General features: G+C 67.1%; 18 protein-coding genes. 11 read left to right on the forward strand and 7 right to left on the reverse strand.

Going from position 1 to position 17,933, the window contains the following annotated elements:
• Nucleotides 1–25: 25 nt before the first annotated feature.
• Nucleotides 26–1,108: an inositol-3-phosphate synthase gene (locus K4G64_RS01885; RefSeq protein ID WP_221754262.1), complete on the reverse strand. Its 1,083-nt coding sequence runs from the start codon at nucleotides 1,106–1,108 to the stop codon at nucleotides 26–28.
• A 44-nt stretch (nucleotides 1,109–1,152) separates the two neighbouring features.
• Nucleotides 1,153–1,839, reverse strand: a complete 687-nt coding sequence (locus K4G64_RS01890; protein WP_221754263.1) for a PadR family transcriptional regulator — start codon at nucleotides 1,837–1,839, stop codon at nucleotides 1,153–1,155.
• A 786-nt stretch (nucleotides 1,840–2,625) separates the two neighbouring features.
• Between K4G64_RS01890 and K4G64_RS01895 the strand changes: the two genes are divergently transcribed.
• Nucleotides 2,626–4,902 (forward strand): transglycosylase domain-containing protein, encoded by a 2,277-nt coding sequence (locus K4G64_RS01895; protein ID WP_221754264.1) that lies wholly within the window; start codon nucleotides 2,626–2,628, stop codon nucleotides 4,900–4,902.
• Between the two features lie 124 nt (nucleotides 4,903–5,026).
• Nucleotides 5,027–6,541 (forward strand): glycosyltransferase family 87 protein, encoded by a 1,515-nt coding sequence (locus tag K4G64_RS01900; RefSeq protein WP_221754317.1) that lies wholly within the window; start codon nucleotides 5,027–5,029, stop codon nucleotides 6,539–6,541.
• A 102-nt stretch (nucleotides 6,542–6,643) separates the two neighbouring features.
• Here K4G64_RS01900 and K4G64_RS01905 read toward each other — a convergent pair whose 3' ends face one another.
• From K4G64_RS01905 to K4G64_RS01915, 3 genes are all read right to left on the reverse strand, one after another.
• A complete protein-coding gene (locus K4G64_RS01905; RefSeq protein WP_030847092.1) occupies nucleotides 6,644–7,675 on the reverse strand; it encodes an alanine racemase in 1,032 nt (343 codons plus the stop codon).
• Nucleotides 7,676–7,756: 81 nt separating this feature from the next.
• On the reverse strand, nucleotides 7,757–8,878 hold the full coding sequence (gene femX / locus K4G64_RS01910) for a peptidoglycan bridge formation glycyltransferase FemX (RefSeq protein WP_030847094.1): 1,122 nt from the start codon (nucleotides 8,876–8,878) through the stop codon (nucleotides 7,757–7,759).
• Nucleotides 8,879–9,045: 167 nt separating this feature from the next.
• Entirely contained in the window at nucleotides 9,046–9,351 is a 306-nt protein-coding gene (locus K4G64_RS01915) for a hypothetical protein (RefSeq protein ID WP_221754265.1), read from the reverse strand.
• Nucleotides 9,352–9,614: 263 nt separating this feature from the next.
• On the opposite strand from K4G64_RS01915, the gene rpsF reads away from it, so the two are divergent.
• The 4 genes from rpsF (at nucleotide 9,615) to rplI (ending at nucleotide 11,317) form a co-directional block, all read left to right on the forward strand.
• A complete protein-coding gene (gene rpsF / locus K4G64_RS01920) occupies nucleotides 9,615–9,905 on the forward strand; it encodes a 30S ribosomal protein S6 (protein ID WP_030847098.1) in 291 nt (96 codons plus the stop codon).
• Between the two features lie 71 nt (nucleotides 9,906–9,976).
• The gene (locus tag K4G64_RS01925) at nucleotides 9,977–10,570 is read left to right on the forward strand and encodes a single-stranded DNA-binding protein (RefSeq protein WP_221754266.1); all 594 of its coding nucleotides are present in this window, start codon (nucleotides 9,977–9,979) and stop codon (nucleotides 10,568–10,570) included.
• A 45-nt stretch (nucleotides 10,571–10,615) separates the two neighbouring features.
• On the forward strand, nucleotides 10,616–10,852 hold the full coding sequence (rpsR, locus tag K4G64_RS01930; RefSeq protein WP_003949403.1) for a 30S ribosomal protein S18: 237 nt from the start codon (nucleotides 10,616–10,618) through the stop codon (nucleotides 10,850–10,852).
• Between the two features lie 18 nt (nucleotides 10,853–10,870).
• Nucleotides 10,871–11,317 carry a 50S ribosomal protein L9 gene (gene rplI / locus K4G64_RS01935; RefSeq protein ID WP_190900757.1) on the forward strand — a complete coding sequence of 149 codons (447 nt, stop codon included), beginning with the start codon at nucleotides 10,871–10,873 and terminating at the stop codon, nucleotides 11,315–11,317.
• Nucleotides 11,318–11,513: 196 nt separating this feature from the next.
• Here the strand turns inward: rplI and K4G64_RS01940 are convergent, their stop codons facing one another.
• The gene (locus K4G64_RS01940; protein WP_221754267.1) at nucleotides 11,514–12,851 is read right to left on the reverse strand and encodes an MATE family efflux transporter; all 1,338 of its coding nucleotides are present in this window, start codon (nucleotides 12,849–12,851) and stop codon (nucleotides 11,514–11,516) included.
• 460 nt (nucleotides 12,852–13,311) lie between these two features.
• Here K4G64_RS01940 and dnaB point away from each other — a divergent pair, with 460 nt between their 5' ends.
• The 3 genes from dnaB (at nucleotide 13,312) to K4G64_RS01955 (ending at nucleotide 15,761) form a co-directional block, all read left to right on the forward strand.
• Nucleotides 13,312–14,793, forward strand: coding sequence for a replicative DNA helicase (gene dnaB, locus K4G64_RS01945; protein ID WP_221754268.1), 1,482 nt, complete (start codon nucleotides 13,312–13,314; stop codon nucleotides 14,791–14,793).
• Between the two features lie 230 nt (nucleotides 14,794–15,023).
• Nucleotides 15,024–15,326, forward strand: a complete 303-nt coding sequence (locus K4G64_RS01950; protein ID WP_221754318.1) for a hypothetical protein — start codon at nucleotides 15,024–15,026, stop codon at nucleotides 15,324–15,326.
• Between the two features lie 39 nt (nucleotides 15,327–15,365).
• Complete coding sequence (locus K4G64_RS01955; protein WP_221754269.1) at nucleotides 15,366–15,761, forward strand: hypothetical protein; 396 nt, start codon at nucleotides 15,366–15,368, stop codon at nucleotides 15,759–15,761.
• A gap of 91 nt (nucleotides 15,762–15,852) precedes the next feature.
• On the opposite strand, the gene K4G64_RS39755 is transcribed toward K4G64_RS01955, so the two are convergent.
• Nucleotides 15,853–15,981 (reverse strand): hypothetical protein, encoded by a 129-nt coding sequence (locus K4G64_RS39755; RefSeq protein ID WP_260459868.1) that lies wholly within the window; start codon nucleotides 15,979–15,981, stop codon nucleotides 15,853–15,855.
• A gap of 51 nt (nucleotides 15,982–16,032) precedes the next feature.
• Here K4G64_RS39755 and K4G64_RS39760 point away from each other — a divergent pair, with 51 nt between their 5' ends.
• Together K4G64_RS39760 and K4G64_RS01965 are read left to right on the forward strand one after the other, a co-directional pair.
• Complete coding sequence (locus tag K4G64_RS39760) at nucleotides 16,033–16,431, forward strand: hypothetical protein (protein WP_260459869.1); 399 nt, start codon at nucleotides 16,033–16,035, stop codon at nucleotides 16,429–16,431.
• 75 nt (nucleotides 16,432–16,506) lie between these two features.
• Nucleotides 16,507–17,892: a serine hydrolase gene (locus tag K4G64_RS01965; RefSeq protein WP_221754271.1), complete on the forward strand. Its 1,386-nt coding sequence runs from the start codon at nucleotides 16,507–16,509 to the stop codon at nucleotides 17,890–17,892.
• The last annotated feature ends 41 nt before the right edge of the window (nucleotides 17,893–17,933 follow it).

Below are 17,933 nucleotides of genomic sequence, written 5' to 3' on the forward strand. Positions count from 1 at the left end.
CTGGCAGGAGCGACTGTTGTGCGCGTCAGCGCTCGACCTCACCCTTGATGAACTTCTCGACGTTCTCACGGGCCTCGTCGTCGAAGTACTGCACGGGCGGGGACTTCATGAAGTAGCTCGACGCGGAGAGGATCGGACCGCCGATGCCGCGGTCCTTGGCGATCTTCGCGGCGCGCAGGGCGTCGATGATGACGCCGGCGGAGTTCGGGGAGTCCCAGACCTCGAGCTTGTACTCCAGGTTCAGCGGGACGTCGCCGAAGGCACGGCCCTCGAGACGGACGTAGGCCCACTTGCGGTCGTCCAGCCAGGCGACGTAGTCGGACGGGCCGATGTGAACGTTGCCCTCGCCCAGCTCGCGGTCGCGGATCTGGGAGGTGACGGCCTGCGTCTTGGAGATCTTCTTCGACTCGAGGCGGTCGCGCTCGAGCATGTTCTTGAAGTCCATGTTGCCGCCGACGTTCAGCTGCATCGTGCGGTCCAGGACGACGCCCCGGTCCTCGAACAGCTTGGCCATCACACGGTGCGTGATGGTGGCGCCGACCTGGGACTTGATGTCGTCACCGACGATCGGGACGCCCGCCTCGGTGAACTTGTCCGCCCACTCCTTGGTGCCGGCGATGAAGACCGGAAGGGCGTTGACGAAGGCGACCTTGGCGTCGATGGCGCACTGGGCGTAGAACTTCGCCGCGTCCTCGGAGCCGACGGGCAGGTAGCAGACGAGGACGTCGACCTGCTTGTCCTTGAGGACCTGGACGACGTCGACCGGCTCCTCGGCGGCCTCCTCGATGGTCTCGCGGTAGTACTTGCCGAGGCCGTCGAGGGTGTGGCCGCGCTGCACCGAGACACCCGTGCTGGGGACGTCGCAGATCTTGATGGTGTTGTTCTCGGAGGCGCCGATGGCGTCCGCCAGGTCGAGACCGACCTTCTTGGCGTCCACGTCGAACGCGGCAACGAACTCGATGTCGCTGACGTGGTAGTCGCCGAACTGGACGTGCATCAGGCCCGGCACCCTGGACGCCGCGTCGGCGTCCTTGTAGTACTCGACTCCCTGCACCAGCGATGCGGCGCAGTTGCCCACACCGACGATGGCTACGCGAACCGAACCCATTCCGGTTGCTCCCTGTGTGTACGAGTGAGGCCCTGAGTGGGCTCTCACGTGGCGGTGTCGTCGGGCGTATCCGGACGGGGGCCGTCCCCCGGCCGGGGCAGGCCGCCCGACGCTCCAGATGTGGTGTCACGCGAGGCGGGCTCTCCGGAGGCCGGACCCTTGAGGTCCCGCCCCGCCCGCTCGCTCTCGATGAGCTCGTTCAGCCAGCGCACCTCGCGCTCCACGGACTCCATCCCGTGGCGCTGGAGCTCTAGCGTGTAGTCGTCGAGGCGCTCCCGGGTCCGGGCCAGGGACGCGCTCATCTTCTCCAGCCGCTCCTCCAGCCGGCTGCGGCGGCCTTCCAGCACGCGCATGCGGACATCGCGTGAGGTCTGGCCGAAGAAGGCGAAACGGGCCGCGAAGGTTTCGTCCTCATACGCGTCGGGCCCGGTCTGTGAGAGCAGCTGCTCGAAGTGCTCCTTGCCCTCCGCTGTCAACCGATAGACGATCTTGGCGCGGCGCCCCGCGAGGGGGGCGGCGAGGGCTTCCTCGGGGGTGGCACTCCCGGATTCCTCGATCAACCAGCCGTTGGCGACCAGCGTCTTGAGGCAGGGGTAGAGCGTCCCGTAGCTGAACGCACGGAAGACGCCCAGCGATGTGTTGAGCCGTTTACGCAGCTCATAGCCGTGCATCGGAGATTCGCGGAGCAGGCCGAGTACGGCGAACTCGAGGATCCCGGAACGCCGGCTCATCGTCGCCTCCTCTCGCCGCGGTGCGCATGTATCAGTCCGATGTGTCGGGCCGATGTGTCGAGCTGATGTATCGACTCGATACATCACGACGATAGAACGGCCTTCCGGATGCGACAAGAGGGGGGTGGGTGAACGGGATCACATCACCGATTCATCGGACACGAGTTGCCTGATTTGAGGTGAACTTCGGGGCTCGGCGGGTTTTGGCGGTGCGTAGTCTGTGCGCCATGCACATCACCGGGAACCGAGTGACACCTGAGAGCGTCGTCGTCTTCGGTGTAGTACGGGTGCATGCGGGACCGATGAATGCGGAGCCGACCGCATCCGTACTTCGGGGGGACCGGAAACTAGCCGCCGTTTCCAGGCGCGCAGGGGTGCGCCTGCCCGAGGAGTAGTCGTTCGATGAGCGAGCACCGTCGCAAACCGCCGCAGCCGCAGGGAGGCGGACGTGCCGCGGCCCGACGCGGCCAGTCCGGCTCGTCCCCCGGCCGCCGTGCGGCACCGCGAGGCGCCACCGGGTCTCCGTCCGACTCCTATGGGTCGGACGCTTTCGACTCAGGGGGTGAGGAGCGTCAGTACGGCGGCCGTGCCGAGGCCCGCCGTGCTGCGCAGAGAAGTACGGGTGGCAGTCGCCGCAGAGCGGCCGAACCGACCCGAGGTGGCCGGCGTGCCGCCCCTGGCGGGCCGAACGGGCCCGGCCGGGGCAGAGGCCGCGCCGCCGCCGTCCCAGACAAGAAGCGGCTGATCGACTATCCGCGGGCCGGCAAGTACGGCTGGCAGCGATGGATGCCGTCCTGGAAGCTCGTCTCCGGCCTGTGCATCGGTTTCATCGGCAGCCTGATGGCCGTGGCGGGCATCGGCTACGCCATGGTGGGCGTTCCCAACGAGGAGAACGCGGCGGCCCTGTCGCAGAACAACGTCTACTACTGGGCCGACGGCAAGCAGATGGTCGCGGCGGGCAGTGGTCAGAACCGGCAGAACGTCACGATCGACCGGATCCCCAAGGCCATGCAGTGGGCGGTGATCTCGGCCGAGAACAAGAGCTTTTACCAGGACAAGGGCGTCGACCCCATGGGTATCGCCCGCGCCCTGGCCAACATGGCTCGCGGTGGCAACACGCAGGGCGGTTCGACGATCACGCAGCAGTTCGTCAAGAACACCTACCTGAGCCAGGAACAGTCGCTCAGCCGTAAGTTCAAGGAGATGTTCATCTCCATCAAGGTGGGCACGAAGGTCTCCAAGCCGGTGATCCTCCAGGGTTACCTGAACACCTCGTACTACGGCCGTGGGGCCTACGGCATCCAGGCCGCCGCCCAGGCCTACTACGGCAAGGAGGCGAAGGACCTCGAGCCGAGCGAGTGTGCCTTCCTCGCCGCCCTGCTCAAGGGTCCGACGTACTACGACCCCGCGGGTAATGACGGCATCGACAAGACGGCGACCAAGGAGGCCAACACCGAGCGTTCCAAGGAGCGTTGGAGCTGGATCCTCGAGCAGATGCACAACGACAAGAGGATCACGGACGCGGAGTACCAGGAAGCGATCAAGAAGTACCCGATGCCCCAGGACCGCAAGGCCTCCAAGGGCATGACCGGCCAGATCGGGTACCTGGTGGACACGGCCAAGAAGTACGTCCTGAGCCACTCCAACATCTCCGAGAAGCAGTTCGACCTGGGCGGCTACCAGATCAAGACGACCTTCAAGAAGGCCAACGTCGAGGCGCTGGCGAAGGCGGTCAAGAAGGTCGAGAAGGAGAAGCTCGACCCGAAGAACCGTGAGCTGGACAAGCACGTCCAGTTCGGCGCGGCGTCGGTGAAGCCCAAGGACGGCGCGATCGTCGCGCTCTACGGCGGTGCGGGGTACGAGAACGGCCACTTCAACAACAACGCGGACACCTCGGGTGTCCCCGTCGGTTCGACGTGGAAGCCGTTCGTGCTCGCTGCGGCGATGGAGCACGGCACGTATCGGAGCGACGGAGCCGGGGTCTCGCCGCTGAGCAAGTACAACGGCAACGACCATCTCAAGGTCAGGAACAACGACGGCACCTACGTCCTGAAGAAGGACAACACCCCGTTCTTCCAGGAGAACGAGAGCGACCGCCCGTGGGGCTACATCTCCCTGCGCAAGGCGATGGAGCAGTCGGTCAACACGCCGTTCGTGCAGCTCGGCATGGACGTGGGGATGAGGAACGTACGGGATGTGGCCGAGAAGTCCGGCATCCTGGACGCCAGCTTCGCCACGCTCAACCCGTCGTTCGCGCTCGGTACGTCGACCCCCAGTGCGATCCGTATGGCCGACGCCTACGCAACGTTCGCCGCATCGGGTAAGCAGGCCGCCCCGTACTCGGTGACCAGCGTCAAGTTCAACGGCCAGGAGATCGACGGCTTCGACAAGCCGAGGATCACGCAGGCGATGCCGGAGAACGTGGCCAACAACGTCACCGACACTCTGGAGAACGTCATCCAGAACGGTACGGGCAAGAATGCGCTGGCCCTGGGCCGTACGGCGGCCGGCAAGACCGGTACCACGGACGAGAACAAGTCCGCCTGGTTCGTCGGCTACACCAAGCAGCTGTCGACCTCGGTCGCGATGTTCCGCGAGGATCCCAAGAGCGCCAAGCTGCTCTCCATGAACGGCACGGCGGGTGAGGAGTCCATCCACGGTGGTGACACTCCCACGCAGGTGTGGACCGAGTACATGAAGGCCGCGCTCAAGGGCAAGCCCGACCTCGGCTTCCCCGAGGCCGAGGAGATCGGCGAGATTCAGGACGCGGTGGGTGCTCCCTCGCCGAAGCCGACGCCCAGCGTGGAGCCCAGCGAGACCGTGACCGAGTCGCCGAGCCCGACGCCCACCGAGAGCTCGAGCCCTTCGCCCACGCCGAGCAACACCTGTGGGTTCTTCGGCTGCGAGAACGACGGCGGTACGGAGAACGGTGGTAACACCGGCAACGGAGGCACAGACGGAGGGGCTTCCACCGAGCCCACGCCAACCGATACCAACCTGGATAGCGGCGGCAACACCAGAGGCAACGGCAACGGAGGCATCTTCGGAGGCCCCGAGGGATAGCCGCAGCCAGATCGCCCGGCTTGGGTGTTTCACGTGAAACGCGAGGGCGTTTCACGTGAAACAAGGGCCGCCGTCCCACTCGGGTACGGCGGCCCTCGGCGTATTGCCAGACTCGTACGGCAGGATGTGCGGCATGGCCAGTGCAGAATCGACGCAAGCGAGCGTCCATGAGCGGGAGCCGGTGCGGCCGACCAAGGAGGACGAGGTCGCCGCGGCCGGCAGCGAGCTGATCGGTGGTCCGCTCGGGCGGCGTGCCCTGCTCGGGTCGTCCTGGTGGACTCCCGTGCGGGTGATCGCGTTGGTGGCGATCGGCATGTTCGCCCTCGGCCTGGTCCAGAAGGCGCCCTGTTACAACGGCGCCTGGTTCTTCGGCGCCAGCTCCCAGTACACGCACGCGTGCTACTCGGACATCCCCCACCTCTACCAGGGGCGGGGCTTCGCTGATGGGCTCGTGCCGTATTTCGACCGGCTTCCCGGCGACATGCAGTACCTGGAGTACCCGGTGCTCACCGGTGTCTTCATGGAGGTCGCCTCCTGGCTCACGCCCGGCAGCGGCACCATCCAGTACCAGGAGCAGTGGTACTGGATGGTCAACGCCGGAATGCTCATGGTGTGTGCGGCCGTCATCGTCGTCTGCGTGACCCGCACCCACGCCCGGCGTCCCTGGGACGGTCTGCTGGTCGCCCTGGCGCCTGCCGCAGCGCTGACGGCGACCATCAACTGGGACCTGCTCGCCGTGGCTCTGACGGCGGCGGCGATGCTGATGTGGTCACGTGGCCGTTCCCTCGCGTTCGGCGTTCTGCTGGGGCTGGCCACGGCCGCCAAGCTCTACCCCTTCCTGCTCCTCGGGCCGCTGATGGTGCTGTGCTGGCGCACGGGCAGGTGGCGCGAGTTCGGGAAGGCTCTGGGGGGCGCGATCGTCGCCTGGGCCGTCGTGAACGGGCCGGTGATGCTCTTCGCTTTCGATGGCTGGTCGAAGTTCTACACGTTCAGCCAGGAGCGGGGCGTCGACTTCGGATCCTTCTGGCTGATCATGGCCCAGAACTCGGACGATCCGCTCAGCACGGACACCGTCAACACCCTGGCCACGCTGCTGATGCTGGTGTGCTGTGCGGCCGTCGCGGCGCTCGCACTGACCGCCCCGCGCCGCCCACGTTTCGCCCAGCTCGCCTTTCTGATCGTCGCGGCGTTCATCCTCACCAACAAGGTCTACTCGCCGCAGTACGTCCTGTGGCTGGTGCCGTTGGCCGCTCTCGCCCGGCCGAAGTGGCGGGACTTCCTGATCTGGCAGGCCTGCGAGGTGGCGTACTTCCTGGGGATCTGGCTGTACCTCGCGTACACGACCAGTGGAGACGCTCACAAGGGGCTGCCCACGGACGGCTACCACTGGGCCATCGGCCTGCATCTGCTCGGGACGCTGTATCTGTGTGTGATGGTCGTGCGGGACATCTTCATGCCGGACCGGGACCCGGTGCGGCGTTCCGGCGACGACGATCCCTCGGGCGGAGTGCTGGACGGCGCCGAGGACGTCTTCGTTCTCGGCCCGGCGGCTCGCCCCCGCCGGCACGTGGTCGATGCCCGGTTCGACGGGCCGCCGGTCGAGTGGGGCAAGCCGGGTCCCACGGGCGGTTCGCTCTGAGCGAACCGCACGAGAGGCCGTAGCCGGGAACGCCGAAGGCCGTACACGGAACACCGTGTACGGCCTTCTTGCTGTGCTGTGAAGGGTGGTGCGACGCCGTGGTCAGCGGTCCATGATCCGGTCGAACTGCGTGGTGGTGTGCCGCAGATGGGCCACCAGCTCATCGCCGACCTTCGGCTCGGGCGCGTCCGCCGGCACGAACAGGATCGAGACCTGCATGTGCGGCGGCTCCGCGAACCAGCGCTGCTTGCCGCCCCAGACGAACGGAGAGAGGTTCCGGTTCACCGTTGCGAGGCCGGCGCGGGCGACGCCCTTGGCGCGCGGCATGACGCCGTGCAGTGCCTTGGGGGCCTCCAGACCCACTCCGTGCGACGTACCGCCCGCCACGACCACCAGGAAGCCGTCGGAGGCCGCCTTCTGCTGCCGGTAGCCGAACCGGTCGCCCTTGGCGACGCGCGTGACGTCCAGGACCGCGCCGCGGTACTCGGTGGCATCGTGGTCCCCCAGCCACAGCCGTGTGCCGATACGGGCCCGGAAGCGGGTCTGCGGGAACTGCTGCTGGAGCCGCGCGAGTTCCTCGGCCTTGAGGTGGCTGACGAACATGGTGTGCAGGGGCAGCCGGGCGGCACGCAGCCGGTCCATCCAGCCGATGACCTCCTCGACGGCGTCCGAGCCGTCGGTGCGGTCCAGCGGCAGGTGGATGGCGAAGCCCTCCAGACGGACGTTCTCGATGGCGGCGTGCAGCTGCGCCAGGTCCTGCTCGCTGATGCCGTGCCGCTTCATCGAGGACATCACCTCGATCACCACACGGGCACCGACCAGGCCGTACACACCGTCTATCGACGACACCGAGCGGATGACCCGGTCCGGCAGCGGCACCGGCTCCTCGCCTCGCCGGTAAGGCGTCAGCACCAGCAGGTCCCCGCCGAACCAGTCCTTGATCCGGGCGGCCTCGTAGGTGGTGCCGACGGCGAGGACGTCCGAGCCCAGCCGCGTGGCCTCCTCCGCCAGGCGCTCGTGCCCGAAGCCGTAGCCGTTGCCCTTGCAGACCGGCACGAGGCCCGGGAACTGCTCCTGCACGTGCTTGTGGTGCGCACGCCAGCGCGCGGTGTCGACGTAGAGCGTGAGCGCCATGACCGGACCTGGAACCTTTCTCGCGGTGCCGTGTAGCGGCGGTTGCCGTGTATCAGGGGTATAGAAGCACTGAACGGGACATCAGCGGCGCGACATGTAGATGTCGAGCGCCTTGTGGAGCAGCTTGTTCAGGGGGAAGTCCCACTCGCCGAGGTACTCGGCCGCCTGGCCGCCGGTACCCACCTTGAACTGGATCAGGCCGAAGAGGTGGTCGGTCTCGTCCAGCGAGTCGGAGATGCCGCGCAGGTCGTAGACGGTGGCGCCGAGCGCGTAGGCGTCGCGCAGCATTCGCCACTGCATCGCGTTCGAGGGGCGGACCTCACGGCCGATGTTGTCGGAGGCGCCGTAGGAGTACCAGACGTGTCCGCCTACGATCAGCATCGTCGCGGCCGACAGGTTCACGCCGTTGTGGCGGGCGAAGTACAGCCGCATGCGGTTGGGGTCCTCGGTGTTGAGGGCCGTCCACATGCGCTGGAAGTACGACAGCGGGCGCGGCCGGAAGTGGTCGCGCACGGCAGTGATCTCGTACAGCCGCTGCCACTCCTCGAGGTCCTGGTAGCCACCCTGGACGACCTCGACGCCGGCCTTCTCGGCCTTCTTGATGTTGCGTCGCCACAGCTGGTTGAAGTTCTTGTGGACCTCTTCCAGGGAACGGTTCGCCAGCGGCACCTGGTACACGTAGCGGGGCTGGACGTCGCCGAAGCCGGCACCGCCGTCCTCGCCCTGCTGCCAGCCCATGCGGCGCAGCTTGTCGGCAACCTCGAAGGCGCGCGGCTCGATGTGGTCGGCCTCGATGTCGCGCAGGCGCTTGACGTCCGGGTTCTGGATGCCCGCCTTGATGGAGGGGGCCTCCCAGCGCCGGATGATCACCGGCGGGCCCATCTTCACGGAGAAGGCGCCCTGCTGCTTCAGGTGCGCGAGCATCGGCTCGAGCCAGTCCTGCAGATTCGGCGCGAACCAGTTGATGACCGGGCCCTCGGGCAGGTAGGCGAGGTAGCGCTTGATCTTGGGAAGCTGCCGGTAGAGGACCAGACCGGCACCGACCATCTCGCCCGTGCGGTCGTCGAACCAGCCGAGGTTCTCGGAGCGCCACTCCGCCTTGACGTCAGCCCAGGCCGGGACCTGCATGTGGCTCGCCGACGGCAGGCTCTGGATGTAGGCCAGATGCTGCTCGCGACTGATGGTCCTCAGGGTCAGGCTCATTTAGGGGCGCTCCTCGGGCTGGTGTGTCCCCATGGGTACAGGGGCTCCGGCTCTCGCGCGAAGCCTACTGCGCCGTGGAAGCGCGCCGGTTGGGCGTACGGAACTCACGCCCCGGCCCGAGGCCGGCCGGGGCGTGACCCGGTGTTCAGATGAGGGGTGCCCTGGCGTCAGCCGATGAGGCCGCCGTGCGCCATGCCCAGGAAGAACCCGACGCCCGATGCGCCCAAGCCGAGGATCAGGCCGAAGCGCTCCCGGGTCGTCTCCGAGATCCACTGGCCGTACGCGCCCGTGAAGATGCCCACGAGACCGGCCCAGGAGCTGAGCAGATGCAGGTCCTCGTCGATGATCGCCGAGAGGAACGAGGTGAGGCCCAGCACCAGGGTCACCGCGAGCAGCGCGTCCTGGAGGGGATGGGGCTTGCCGTCCGTGGCGAAGAGGCCGCCGGCGGTGTTGGGTCGCAATGCCTGTGCCATAGGGCACCTCCTGCGAAAGTCGGCGCATCGTAGCGCCATACACACCCGATGTGTACAGATTGGCTGCCCTGGCGGCCGGATTTCAACCGCAAGCCGCTGTGCGGGTACTCTGTACTGTCCGCACCGGTGTCTGCCCACGTCATGGCAGGGGCTTCTCGCCAGAAGCCCCGACTGTCAGTGGTGGCCGATACCGTTGCTACGCATCACAACCCTCCTGCCACGGAACGACCGTGGCCGCTGAGTCCAAAGGAGGTGGGTTCCACATGCGTCACTACGAGGTGATGGTCATCCTCGACCCCGAGGTCGAGGAGCGCGCTGTCTCTCCGCTGATCGAGAACTTCCTCTCTGTCGTCCGTGACGGCGGCGGAAAGGTCGAGAAGGTCGACACCTGGGGCCGTCGTCGTCTCGCGTACGAGATCAAGAAGAAGCCCGAGGGCATCTACTCGGTCATCGACCTGCAGGCCGAGCCTGCGGTCGTCAAGGAGCTCGACCGCCAGATGAACCTGAACGAGTCGGTCCTCCGGACCAAGGTCCTCCGCCCCGAGACCCACTGAGCTTCCCAGCTCAGCTGATCCCGGGATTCGAGTAGCAAGCAGCCAGAGCAAACCCGCCGAGAGGTTCCCCCATGGCAGGCGAGACCGTCATCACGGTCGTCGGCAATCTTGTCGACGACCCCGAGCTGCGCTTCACCCCCTCCGGTGCGGCGGTCGCGAAGTTCCGTGTCGCGTCCACCCCCCGCACCTTCGACCGCCAGACGAACGAGTGGAAGGACGGCGAGAGCCTCTTTCTGACCTGCTCGGTCTGGCGTCAGGCGGCGGAGAACGTCGCGGAGTCGCTCCAGCGAGGCATGCGCGTCATCGTGCAGGGCCGGCTGAAGCAGCGGTCCTACGAGGACCGTGAGGGTGTCAAGCGCACGGTCTACGAGCTGGACGTCGAGGAAGTCGGCGCCAGCCTGCGCAACGCCACGGCCAAGGTCACCAAGACCACCGGCCGCGGTGGCCAGGGCGGGCAGGGTGGTTACGGCGGCGGCCAGGGCGGCCAGGGTGGCGGCGGCTGGGGCGGCGGCCCCGGTGGCGGCCAGCAGGGCGGCGGCGCTCCCGCTGACGACCCGTGGGCGACCGGCGCTCCCGCCGGTGGCAACCAGGGCGGTGGCGGCGGCTGGGGTGGAAACTCCGGCGGCGGCGGTGGCGGCGGCTACTCGGACGAGCCCCCCTTCTAGGGGCGGGTTCGCACTCACACTTCTTGATCACACAGGAGAAACACCATGGCTAAGCCGCCTGTGCGCAAGCCGAAGAAGAAGGTCTGCGCATTCTGCAAGGACAAGGTCACGTACGTGGACTACAAGGACACGAACATGCTGCGGAAGTTCATTTCCGACCGCGGCAAGATCCGTGCCCGCCGCGTGACCGGCAACTGCACGCAGCACCAGCGTGACGTCGCCACGGCTGTCAAGAACAGCCGTGAGATGGCGCTGCTGCCCTACACCTCCACCGCGCGATAAGGGAAGGGTGACCGACTCATGAAGATCATCCTCACCCACGAGGTCTCCGGCCTCGGTGCCGCGGGCGACGTCGTCGACGTCAAGGACGGTTACGCTCGCAACTACCTGATCCCGCGGAAGTTCGCTATCCGCTGGACCAAGGGTGGCGAGAAGGACGTCGAGCAGATCCGTCGTGCTCGCAAGATCCACGAGATCCAGACCATCGAGCAGGCCAACGCTGTGAAGGCCCAGCTCGAGGGCGTCAAGGTCCGTCTGGCCGTTCGCTCCGGCGAGGCCGGTCGTCTCTTCGGTTCCGTCACCCCGGCCGACGTCGCTTCCGCGATCAAGGCCTCCGGTGGTCCCGAGGTCGACAAGCGTCGCATCGAGCTCGGCTCGCCGATCAAGACGCTGGGCGCTCACGAGACGTCCGTGCGTCTGCACCCCGAGGTTGCCGCCAAGGTCAACATCGAGGTCGTCGCGGCCTGAGTGCCGCGTCTGCTGAAGCAGTAAGCGAAGGGGCCGCATCCTGGAGGGTGCGGCCCCTTTCGTGTCTGTCGGACGTCTGCACAGAGAGGCGCGATGCGTGTCTCAGGTCGGCCGCGTCTCTGTTTCACGTGAAACACCGCGTTCTGTGGAGCACACCGCGTTTCACGTGAAACAGGCAGCGTTTCACGTGAAACGGTCAGCGGGTCGCGCCTGTCACGATCCAGCGCCCCGAACGTGCGCGGATCCACAGCGTCAGCATTCGCACGGTCATCATCAGCGTCATCGTCGCCCAGAGGGCGGTGAGCCCACCGCCCAGTACGGGGACCAGCAGGGCCGCCGGCGTGAACACCGCCAGCGTGAGCAGCATGGCCCAGGCGAGGTACGGGCCGTCGCCGGCGCCCATCAGGACTCCATCCAGCGTGAAGACGATGCCGGAGATCGGTTGGGAGAGAGCGACGATGATCAGGGCGGGCAGCGCCACATCCTTGACCCCAGGGTCACTGGTGAACAGCGGCAGGAATACCGGTCGGGTGATGACTACCAAGACGCCGAGGACGACCCCGACGGCGATGCCCCACTCCACCATGCGACGGCACGCGTCCCGGGCGCCCTGGGCGTCACCGGCTCCGAGGTAGCGACCGATGATGGCCTGCCCCGCGATGGCGATGGCGTCGAGGGCGAAGGCCAGCAGGCTCCACAGGGAGAGGATGATCTGGTGGGCGGCGATGTCGGCGTCCCCTAGGCGGGCGGCGACCGCCGTGGCGATCATCAGGATGGCCCGCAGGGAGAGGGTGCGGACCAGCAGGGGCACACCGGCTTGGGCGGACGCCCTGATCCCGGCGGCATCCGGGCGCAGCGAGGCACCGTGCTTTCGCGCTCCTCGCAGAACGACCGCGAAGTAGACCGCGGCCATGCCGCACTGCGCGATGACGGTGCCCCACGCGGAACCGGCGATCCCCAGACCGGCGCCGTAGACGAGGCCAGCATTGAGGGCGCCGTTGGCGACGAAGCCGACGATGGCGACGTAGAGGGGGGTCTTCGTGTCTTGCAGGCCGCGCAGGACGCCGGTCGCCGCGAGGACGACGAGCATGGCCGGTATGCCGAGCACGGAGATGCGCAGATAGGTGATCGCGTAGGGGGACGCCGCGTCCGAGGCGCCGAAGAGGTCGACGATGTGGGGTGCCGTGGGCAGCGCGACGGCCACGACGGCGGCGCCGAGGAGCAGTGCCAGCCAAATGCCGTCCATGCCTTGCCGGATGGCGGCCTGGAGGTCGCCCGCTCCGACACGGCGGGCAACCGCCGCTGTTGTGGCGTAGGCGAGGAAGACGAAGACGCTCACGGCGGTCATCAGCAGGGCCGAGGCGATACCGAGGCCGGCGAGTTGGGCCGTGCCCAGATGGCCGACGATGGCGGTGTCGGTCATGAGGAAGAGGGGTTCGGCGACGAGGGCGCCGAAGGCCGGAAGGGCCAGTGCGACGATCTCGCGGTCGTGCTGTCTCCGACCGGCTCGGCGGCGCACGGGGGCCTGTGTCATGTGCACCAATCTAATCGTCCACAGGTAAGAGATGCAAAGCTTTCACGACCCTTACTTTTCGTCCTGGGGTGCGCACTGCTGTGCACTGTTCGAAGCGATCTTGGGTCAGCTGGGGAAGTTTTTCTTCTGCACAGCCGGTGGACGGCGAAGTCGCAGGTCAGGGGGGTTCATCTGGGGAAGGGCGCTGCTTGTTCACAGGCCTGTCCACCGGGTCGTGCACAGGTTTCGCGGAGTTCTCCACAGCATCTGGGCCGTCGTCCACATGGCCTGTGGATAACCAGATTGGCTGACGGTGCCGAGGGGCCTACGGTAGTCCGGCGCCCGCTCCGTCCGCCGGTTTTCAAAACGCCACAAAACCGGCGCGTGCCAACCGGAGTTGGGCCTCTTATTTGTCAGTGCCGTGCCGTAGAACAGAGGGGCACGGCTAGGTCTGCTTCGGCGGACGGGAGGAGGTGGCTCGGTGAGCATTTCCGAGCCCTTGGACGACCCGTGGGCCGACAGCGGGCCCGGTGATCGTCTGCCCGCCTCCCGTCGGCGGGGTGACGGAGCCCGGGGCCGTGACGAACAGCACGAGCGCGGCAGGGACAACGGGGCGTGTGACGGCGGATCGGCCCCCTCGTTCGAGCGGGTCCCCCCGCAGGACATCGACGCCGAGCAGTCCGTCCTCGGCGGCATGCTCCTGTCCAAGGACGCCATCGCCGATGTCGTCGAGATCCTCAAGGGCCACGACTTCTACAAGCCGGCCCACGAGACGATCTACCAGGCCGTTCTCGACGTCTATGCCAAGGGTGAGCCGGCCGACCCCATCACGATCGCGGCCGAGCTCACCAAGCGCGGCGAGATCAACAAGGTCGGCGGGGCCTCGTACCTGCACACCCTCGTCCAGATGGTGCCCACGGCGGCCAATGCGGCGTACTACGCGGAGATCGTCCATGAGCGGGCCGTACTGCGCCGCCTGGTCGAGGCCGGAACTCGCATCACACAGATGGGATACGCGGCCGACGACGACGTCGACGAGATCGTCAACCGTGCCCAGGCAGAGGTCTACGCGGTCACCGAGCAGCGCACCAGCGAGGACTACCTGCCGCTCGGCGACATCATGGAGGGCGCGCTCGACGAGATCGAGGCCATCGGCTCGCGCAGCGGCGAGATGACCGGCGTGCCCACCGGATTCACCGACTTCGACTCGCTCACCAACGGTCTGCACCCCGGGCAGATGATCGTCATCGCGGCCCGTCCCGCCATGGGCAAGTCGACGCTGGCCCTGGACTTCGCCCGGGCCGCGTCGATCAAGCACAACCTGCCCAGCGTCATCTTCTCCCTGGAGATGGGGCGCAACGAGATCGCGATGCGTCTGCTGTCCGCGGAGGCCCGCGTCGCCCTTCACCACATGCGGTCCGGCACCATGACGGACGAGGACTGGACGCGTCTGGCGCGCCGGATGCCCGAGGTGTCGTCCGCACCCCTCTACATCGATGACTCCCCGAACCTGTCGATGATGGAGATCCGCGCGAAGTGCCGTCGGCTGAAGCAGCGCAACGACATCAGGCTCGTGATCATCGACTATCTCCAGCTGATGCAGGCCGGAGGCTCCAAGCGCTCCGAGAGCCGCCAGCAGGAGGTCTCGGACATGTCCCGGAACCTCAAGCTCCTGGCCAAGGAGCTGGAGGTTCCGGTGATCGCGCTCTCCCAGCTCAACCGTGGTCCCGAGCAGCGCACGGACAAGAAGCCGATGGTGTCCGACCTGCGTGAGTCGGGCTCCATCGAGCAGGACGCCGACATGGTGATCCTTCTGCACCGCGAGGACGCGTACGAGAAGGAGTCGCCCCGCGCGGGCGAGGCGGACATCATCGTGGGCAAGCACCGAAACGGCCCGACGGCGACGATCACCGTCGCCTTCCAGGGCCACTACTCGCGGTTCGTGGACATGGCGCAGACCTGACCCGTTCCGATGCAGGGCCTCATAGTTCATGCAGGAACTCTGATGGACACCGATGACCTATGCGGTCGAACGGCCGGCGGCAGCCAGTCGGGCACGACCTTGATCGTCACCAGCGGCCAGGCCCATCCAGCAACTGCTCGACCGATCCGCGGGGTTCGCCGCCCAGCCATGAGATCAAGCGGAGTAGCGCGGCGCATCTGGCCCGGCATCATGTCCTGGTGACCACATGGATGCGCTGCTATTGGGACGAGGAAGACGTCTGGTTCTCCTTCGAGGTCGACGCGGATGGCTGGGTAACCAGGCAAGTCGAACTCCAAGGGCCTGAGCTCACACCGATCGCAGCCGCCTCCCTCGCCGCATGGCAGCAGGCCCACGAAGCGGGCCGCCTCGATGAGTACGACAGCAGGTTCGGGATCACGGCCGAGTTGCCCGTCTCGGAATGGGAAGGCCACGGCCCCCAACAACTCACCTCCGAGGAGTTCGAGGAAATGTGGCGAGCTGCCCGTCGGGAGATCGCATCCCAGCCCAGCTGACCTCTCGGCTCTGCGGAAGCTTCTTGGCATCATCTCGGCATGACCCCGACCCTTCCCCGCACCGTCCGAGCCGTCGACACCGCTCAGCTTCTGGACCTGGCTCAAGAGGCCGCCGTGTACAGCTTCAGCCAGCGGCTCCCGGTCGACTGGCTCCGGGAGCACCTCGCCGCAGATGCCACGCACTACCTGTTCACGGCACTCGTGCAGCGGCTCACGCACCGGCCCGAGACGCCGCTGCAGTGGAGGTGCCAGCAACTGCTGACCGTCAGCACCGGCGAACAAATCTGGGGTCTGCTCGACGTCCTTCCCGACACCTTCGACAAGATCCCGGAGACCTTGGACACGGCGTCCAAGAAGGACATTGTCAGGCGCATCGAGCGAGCGGTGACGGTGCGTGAGTGGGAGGAAAGGATGGCTGCCGATACAGGTTCGTGACGGGTGGGATACTTGCCCCGTGGACGCATCGAGGGCTTCCTGGGTCAACACGACACACGATTGGTCCGATTTGATCGATGCGGATCACCTGTCACATATCAGGCGACGTCCCGATGAATTCGCTCCGGGCGGGCCTTGGCACCTCGCCCTTGAGGTTCTCGCCTATGCCGCCGACGAAGCGGCGAGCAGGGGTGAGGGACGATGCGTCGTCGTTCTCCATCCTGATGGTTCCCTGTCTGTACGGGACGACGGACGGGGCACGGACACTCGTGTGGACGAGCACGGACAGATTGTCAAGAAGCCGGTCATGGCCACGAAGGATCTCCGGTTCTTCGACTTTCCTGAGGCCGAGGTACTGCCTGACGGCTGTCCACGGCGTGGCATGTCCGTGGTCGCGGCACTCAGCACCTGGCTCGTCCATACCAACCGGCGCCTCAATGGGGCCTGGACGCAGCGCTACGAACACGGCGTTCCCGGCAGTGACCTCGAACCCGTCGAGGTCGATGGCACGACCGGGACGCTGGTCCATTTCAAGCCGGATGAGTCGGTGGGGTCGGCGACCCCACCGAGCCATGGTGATCTCTCGCGCTTGGCCACAGCCTGGCCTCATCTGAAGGTTCAGGTCACTGACCAGCGGCTGCGGCGGGACCGGCCGATGTCCGCCGACTAGAGCCGCCGTCAGTCTCACCGGCCCTGCCCTCGAATGTGCTCGACGAGGGGGTGTCGGGCCAGGTGGACTGGGCCCATGACGACATCTCAGGGGGAATTGCTTCCCGGCACGCGTCGCGCTCTGTTGCACCGCATCGCCGTCGCGCAGGCCGAAGGACGGGCCCCGTCGCTCGTCGCGGCCGTGGTGCGGGACGGGACCACGGTGTGGACGGGCGCACGGACTTCGGTGGATGGGCACGCCCCGGACGAGAACGTGCAGTACCGGATCGGTTCGATCACCAAGACCTTCACGGCTGTTCTCGTGCTGCGGCTGCGCGACGAGGGCGTACTGGATCTCGGGGACCCACTCGAGAAACACCTGCCGGGTACCGGCGTGGGGGAGGCGACCGTCGCCGAGCTCCTCGCGCACACCGGCGGGCTGGCGGCCGAGACCCCGGGGCCGTGGTGGGAGCGGAGTGCCGGATCCCTGCGGCCCGAGCTCGCCGACGTGCTGGGCGAGCGGCCTCTGCTGAGTCCGCCGGGCCGCCGGTTCCACTACTCGAACCCGGGCTATGCCCTGCTCGGCGCACTCGTCGAGAAGCTCCGGGGGGCTGCCTGGGAGGACGTGCTTCGGCGTGAAGTGCTCGAACCTCTGGGGCTGCATCGCACGAGCTCGCGACCGCGGGCGCCCCACGCGGGCGGCTGGGCCGTTCATCCCTGGGCCGATGTGATGCTTCCCGAGCCCACCGAGGATCTGGGGCGCATGGCGCCGGCCGGTCAACTCTGGTCGACGACCGGTGACTTGGCGCGGTTCGCGGCCTTTCTGATCAATGGCGACGAGGGGGTCCTGAGTGTCGACTCGCTGCGGGAGATGAGGACACCGGCCGCGCCTCACGAAGCGGCGGACGTAGCGAGCGGGTACGCCTATTGCCTGGGTATGGAGATCCGGCGACGGAACGGACGGTCCCTCGTCGGACACACCGGTTCACTGCCCGGATTCCTCGCGTGCCTCATGATCAGCGTCGAGGACGACGTTGCGGCGATCGCGCTGGCCAACTCCACGTCCGGACCGCTGCTGTTCTCCGTCGCCGCCGACCTGGTCCGTATCGTCGCGGATGCGGAGCCGCGCATCCCGGCACCGTGGAAGCCGCTGGGTGAGGTCGACCCCTCGCTGCTGGAGCTGACGGGGCAGTGGTACTGGGGGACGCACGCCTTCGCGCTGCGGCTGACGGCCGACGGTCTGGTCTCGCTCGGGCCGCTGACCGGCGCCGGCCGTAGCTCGCGGTTCCGCCCGAACGGTGACGGTACCTGGACGGGACTGGAGGGCTACTACGCCGGCGAGCTCCTGAAGGCTGTATGGCGGCCGGACGGGACTGTGAGCCATCTGGACCTCGGCTCGTTCGTGTTCACGCGTCAGCCGTACGACGAGGGGGCTCCTGTGCCGGGTGGCGTCGATCCCGAGGGATGGCGCGGCATCGGTTAGGCGGTGAGGTGCGTGGGCGCTCTGTTTCACGTGAAACAGAG

This window comes from Streptomyces sp. WAC04114, assembly GCF_019733245.1.
GTDB classification, from domain to species: Bacteria; Actinomycetota; Actinomycetes; order Streptomycetales; family Streptomycetaceae; genus Streptomyces; species Streptomyces massasporeus_A.

What these genes read in the sequence shown, in the direction of transcription:
- K4G64_RS01885 (WP_221754262.1), bottom strand. Translation starts at nt 1,108, where the DNA reads ATGGGTTCGGTTCGCGTAGCCATCGTCGGTGTGGGCAACTGCGCCGCA.
- K4G64_RS01890 (WP_221754263.1), bottom strand. Translation starts at nt 1,839, where the DNA reads ATGAGCCGGCGTTCCGGGATCCTCGAGTTCGCCGTACTCGGCCTGCTC.
- K4G64_RS01895 (WP_221754264.1), top strand. Translation starts at nt 2,626, where the DNA reads ATGCCGTCCTGGAAGCTCGTCTCCGGCCTGTGCATCGGTTTCATCGGC.
- K4G64_RS01900 (WP_221754317.1), top strand. Translation starts at nt 5,027, where the DNA reads ATGTGCGGCATGGCCAGTGCAGAATCGACGCAAGCGAGCGTCCATGAG.
- K4G64_RS01905 (WP_030847092.1), bottom strand. Translation starts at nt 7,675, where the DNA reads ATGGCGCTCACGCTCTACGTCGACACCGCGCGCTGGCGTGCGCACCAC.
- femX (WP_030847094.1), bottom strand. Translation starts at nt 8,878, where the DNA reads ATGAGCCTGACCCTGAGGACCATCAGTCGCGAGCAGCATCTGGCCTAC.
- K4G64_RS01915 (WP_221754265.1), bottom strand. Translation starts at nt 9,351, where the DNA reads ATGGCACAGGCATTGCGACCCAACACCGCCGGCGGCCTCTTCGCCACG.
- rpsF (WP_030847098.1), top strand. Translation starts at nt 9,615, where the DNA reads ATGCGTCACTACGAGGTGATGGTCATCCTCGACCCCGAGGTCGAGGAG.
- K4G64_RS01925 (WP_221754266.1), top strand. Translation starts at nt 9,977, where the DNA reads ATGGCAGGCGAGACCGTCATCACGGTCGTCGGCAATCTTGTCGACGAC.
- rpsR (WP_003949403.1), top strand. Translation starts at nt 10,616, where the DNA reads ATGGCTAAGCCGCCTGTGCGCAAGCCGAAGAAGAAGGTCTGCGCATTC.
- rplI (WP_190900757.1), top strand. Translation starts at nt 10,871, where the DNA reads ATGAAGATCATCCTCACCCACGAGGTCTCCGGCCTCGGTGCCGCGGGC.
- K4G64_RS01940 (WP_221754267.1), bottom strand. Translation starts at nt 12,851, where the DNA reads ATGACACAGGCCCCCGTGCGCCGCCGAGCCGGTCGGAGACAGCACGAC.
- K4G64_RS01950 (WP_221754318.1), top strand. Translation starts at nt 15,024, where the DNA reads ATGCGCTGCTATTGGGACGAGGAAGACGTCTGGTTCTCCTTCGAGGTC.
- K4G64_RS01955 (WP_221754269.1), top strand. Translation starts at nt 15,366, where the DNA reads ATGACCCCGACCCTTCCCCGCACCGTCCGAGCCGTCGACACCGCTCAG.
- K4G64_RS39755 (WP_260459868.1), bottom strand. Translation starts at nt 15,981, where the DNA reads ATGGAGAACGACGACGCATCGTCCCTCACCCCTGCTCGCCGCTTCGTC.
- K4G64_RS01965 (WP_221754271.1), top strand. Translation starts at nt 16,507, where the DNA reads ATGACGACATCTCAGGGGGAATTGCTTCCCGGCACGCGTCGCGCTCTG.